Source organism: Bradyrhizobium cosmicum, assembly GCF_032290525.1.
GTDB lineage: Bacteria > Pseudomonadota > Alphaproteobacteria > Rhizobiales > Xanthobacteraceae > Bradyrhizobium > Bradyrhizobium cosmicum_A.
In genome coordinates, this window is the sequence record NZ_JASXTA010000616.1 from 1 (window position 1) to 234 (window position 234).

General features: G+C 77.4%; 1 protein-coding gene. It reads right to left on the bottom strand.

What is annotated here, in order from left to right:
* Positions 1-234: hypothetical protein (locus QSV46_RS41130; RefSeq protein WP_409997314.1), on the bottom strand; the 234-nt coding region annotated here is incomplete at both ends.

The following is a 234-nucleotide window of genomic DNA, read 5'->3' on the forward strand; positions in this document are numbered from 1 at the left end:
GGTCGGGCCGCATGGCCGCCAGGATGGCGACGGCGCTGCCCACGACCAGGGCATCCTCGACCAGCCCGGTGGGCGTCTGGCCGTGATTCTCCATCGCGGCCATGCGCGCGCGCCAGCCGGGATAGGAGGCCGCGACCGCCGTCAGTCCCCCCAGCGCCGCGCCCTTCCAGAACTGCCCCCGCGGCGCGAGCGCGCCCGCCGCGAAGCCCGCCACGATCAGCCGCGCGGCAAGGC